This is a genomic window from Pseudomonas edaphica (assembly GCF_005863185.1).
GTDB lineage: Bacteria > Pseudomonadota > Gammaproteobacteria > Pseudomonadales > Pseudomonadaceae > Aquipseudomonas > Aquipseudomonas edaphica.
Map to the genome: position 1 here is coordinate 1 of NZ_VBVZ01000607.1, position 3,656 is coordinate 3,656.

Consider the following 3,656-nt stretch of genomic DNA (forward strand, 5'->3'; position numbering starts at 1 on the left):
CCGAGGGTCAGGGTGGTGTCTTCGCTGAGGTCTGCCTCGGTGACGGCATAGAACAAGCCGTGGTCTTCCTTGGCTTTATCGATAAACCCATTGGCGTCACGGTAAGAGGTCACAACCCGGCCGCGCCAAGTGCCACTGTCATTGAGTGGGCTGGAGGCATCCAGCTCGCCACGGTAGTCATCCCAGTTGCCGGCGGCGCCGGTGAGGGTGACCTTCTGCTCGTCCAGTGGTCGCTTGCGTATCAGGTTGATGGCCGCCGAAGGGTTGCCGGCGCCGGTCACCAAACCGGTGGCACCGCGCACGATTTCGACGCGGTCGAACATTGCCAGGTTTGGCTGGGCGCCGACTGAAACGCCGTTATAGCCAGTGGGGATGCCGTCATACATCAGGTTGTCGATGTCGAAACCCCGTGAGGTATAGGCTTCTCGACCAGGGCCACTGGAGAAGTTCAGGAACAGACCCGGCGTGGCTTTTACCACGTCGTTGATGCTGGTCATCGCCTGGTCGTCCATCCGCTGACGGGTAATCACCGTGACCGCTTGCGGGGTTTCACGCAGGGTAAGCGGCAGTTTGGTGGCGGTTGCCATCGAGCCGGTGGTGTAGGACTGGCTGCCTTCAGTCGTCGCACCGAGGACTTGCTCGGTGTTGATCTGCGTCGCACCCAGCTCAACCACCTCTGGCGGCTGTTGCGCGTCGGCGGCGAAGGCCGCAGGTGAGGTGGCAAGACAAACCGCCAACGCCATCAAACTGGGTGTAAATGCTTTGCCAACATGAAGTTGCACAGACATGAAACGGAGTCTCCCCTGTACGCCGTCCCTAGCGAATAATAAATCTGTTGATAATTATTCGCATTAGTGTGGCAGATCAGGCTGAAGCAAAAAAGCCTTTGGGGAGACATAGTTAACAAAAATTTCACATTTTTCAGGGTGGCACATGGCTAGACCCCGTCACAGCTGGTCAGCGTCTATCACGGCCTTGGCAAACGCCGCCGGCGCTTCTTGCGGCAGGTTATGGCCGATGCCGCCGCTGACCAGACGGAACTGGTATTTGCCGGTAAAGCGTTTGGCGTAGTCCTCGGGTAATGGATGCGGCGCACCGTTGGCGTCGCCTTCAAGCGTGATGGTCGGCACGCCAATGCTCGGCGACTGCGCGAGTGTTTGCTCCAGCGCAGCGTATTGCCCTTCGCCCTGCACCAGGCCGAGGCGCCAGCGATAGTTGAATACGGTGATGGCCACGTGATCGGGGTTGTCCAGGCCTTTGGCGCTGCGCTCGAAGGTGGCCTCGTCAAAGGCCCACTTTGGCGAGGCGGTCTGCCAGATCAGCTTGGCAAAGTCGTGGGTGTTTTTCTGGTAACCGGCGGCGCCGCGTTCGGTGGCGAAGTAGAACTGGTACCACCACTGCAATTCCGCTTTGGGTGGCAGCGGGTTTTTGCCGGCGGCCTGGTTACCGATCAGGTAGCCACTGACCGACACCAACGCCTTGACCCGCTCCGGCCACAGCGCCGAGACGATATCTGCTGAGCGCGCGCCCCAATCATAACCGCCCAGTACCGCTTGCTGGACCTTCAGCGCGTCCATGAAATCGATCACGTCCTGGGCCAGCGCCGCCGGTTCACCATTGCGTAAGGTTTTATCCGACAGAAAACGCGTATCGCCATACCCACGCGCATACGGGATCAGCACGCGGTAGCCTTTGGCGGCCAACAGCGGGGCGACGTTGGCGTAGCTGTCGATATCGTAGGGCCAGCCATGCAACAGGATCACTACCTGGCCATTGGCCGGGCCGACCTCGGCGTAGGCCACATCCAGCAGGCCGGCCTTGATGTGCTTGAGCGTCCCGAACGCCGATTGATGCTGCGGTGCCGGGGTCTGCGGTTCAGGCATTTCGGCATGGGCCATGCCCATGGCCGCGAATGGCAACAGGGCAAAGGCCAGGAAAAGTGGGTGGCGTTTCAACTGAGCGTGCATGGCGAGCCTCCTTGGGCTTGATGGGTGCCGGGGGCTCAGTTGAACGTCGTGCTGTATCGGCTGTGTTTCAGAAATGGGCGCGGGTTAAACGCTGTGTATCGCGAAGGGTGCTGTACACAGTGCGATACATAAGCTGTCTCTAGGCAAACACGATCTCATAGGGCTCACGCATCCGCTCCAGTAACTCCTGGGCAAGCATGGGCGCCAAACCGATCTCCGGGTCGCCGACCAATTGGCTGGCATACGCATGGGTGGCGTGCAGCTTGCGCGCAACGCTCCAGCTGTCCAGCCGTACCTTGCGCGCGCGATACCAGGGAATCACCGAGCCTTCGCGCACCGGCCAGTGCCAGGCCCATATCGGCAGTTCATACAGGCGCGCGCCGGTGAGCTGGCAGGCTTTGGCGCTGGCGCGGCCGACGGCGTCATGGTCGTCCTTGCCGTCGTGGCGCCAGGTGGTGAACACCACGTCACCCGCTTGCAGGTAGCGGGCAATGAACTGGCTCATGGGTTGTTCGCGGGCGGCAAGGGCGTCGTCGCAAAAGCCGCCGCGAATCCACTTCAGGCTGTGCAGCGGCATGCCCAGGCGCCGCAGCGCCTCGGCGCTTTCCTGCGGCCGGATCACACTCAGGCGGCTTGCCGGCCAAGCATTCGAGCCTGGGTGGCTGGCGCTGCCATCGGTGATCGAGATCAGTTGCAGCGGGTGGTCGAGGGTGCTGAGCAGTTGCAATAAACCGCCACACGCCAGCACCTCATCGCCGGGGTGAGGCGCGATGACCACCACCCGCGCACCGCGTGGCACCAGGGAGGAGGGCTTGATAAAGGGGATTTGCGCCAACTGCGGCGCACTGTTCCAGATTTGCGCAGGGCCGCGACGGCCCTCGCTTAATGAGGCAGATTTCATCGGTGTCACGTCCTTGTCGAATGATGCCGGGTCGTACCCCGTTGACGGGACGACGCTCTTGTACTCAGCACAGGCTCCGCTGCGATGAACTGCGGCCATCCAACCCTGGATGACCAGCAAGGCGATTTCAGCATAGTCAAGGATTCGGCGTTTTTACATCGTGCAGGGTCGAAATATTCAGGTGGCCTGCATCAAACTCTTCAAATAATCACCAAAACCGCCTTGGGCACGGCAGTCCAGGCGTGCGCTGGTAATTACCTGTGGCGTGTGACTCCAGGCGATTGAAGCACCGCAGCGCTCCAGGTTGCGCACCAGTTGCACATCTTCGTGGCAGGCCAACGGTTCGAATCCGCCGGACTGCACATACGCCCCGGCACTCACGCCCAGGTTGGCACCGTGAATATGGCGATGGCCGTCGCGAGCCTCATAGGCTTGGGTGTAGCGGATTTGGGCTGCCACGCCGAAGCCTTCGCTCCAGTCGTCCACCGTCACTGTGCCGCACACAGCATCGGCGCCCAAGGCCAGTTGCGCCACCAACCAGTCGGGGGCGACACGGCTGTCGGCGTCGGTGCACGAAATCCAGCGTGCACCCTGGTTTAACAAGTGCCGCGCACCCACTCCGCGCACCTGCCCGACGTTACGTGCCAGCACGTGTAAACACTGCACCGGATACGCCTGGGCAATCGCCGCACTGCCATCGCTGCAGCTGTCGCCCCGGCTGCCCAGCGCCACCAGATCGTTGGGGCCGATGGCGTCATCTGTAAGGATCTCCGTCCATCGGCCCCCGG

At 61.6% G+C, this 3,656-nt stretch carries 4 protein-coding genes; all 4 read right to left on the bottom strand.

Annotated elements, in window-relative coordinates; all coding sequences use genetic code 11:
• Positions 1-788 (bottom strand): TonB-dependent siderophore receptor (locus tag FEM54_RS27480; RefSeq protein ID WP_171045913.1); only part of this gene is annotated, 788 nt, incomplete at its 3' end.
• 159 nt (positions 789-947) lie between these two features.
• A complete protein-coding gene (locus FEM54_RS27485) occupies positions 948-1,967 on the bottom strand; it encodes an alpha/beta fold hydrolase (RefSeq protein WP_138453743.1) in 1,020 nt (339 codons plus the stop codon).
• A 139-nt stretch (positions 1,968-2,106) separates the two neighbouring features.
• Positions 2,107-2,868: a PIG-L deacetylase family protein gene (locus FEM54_RS27490; protein WP_138453744.1), complete on the bottom strand. Its 762-nt coding sequence runs from the start codon at positions 2,866-2,868 to the stop codon at positions 2,107-2,109.
• 177 nt (positions 2,869-3,045) lie between these two features.
• A partial coding sequence (locus FEM54_RS27495) for a glycosyltransferase family 2 protein (RefSeq protein ID WP_240792810.1) occupies positions 3,046-3,656 on the bottom strand: 611 nt, incomplete at its 5' end.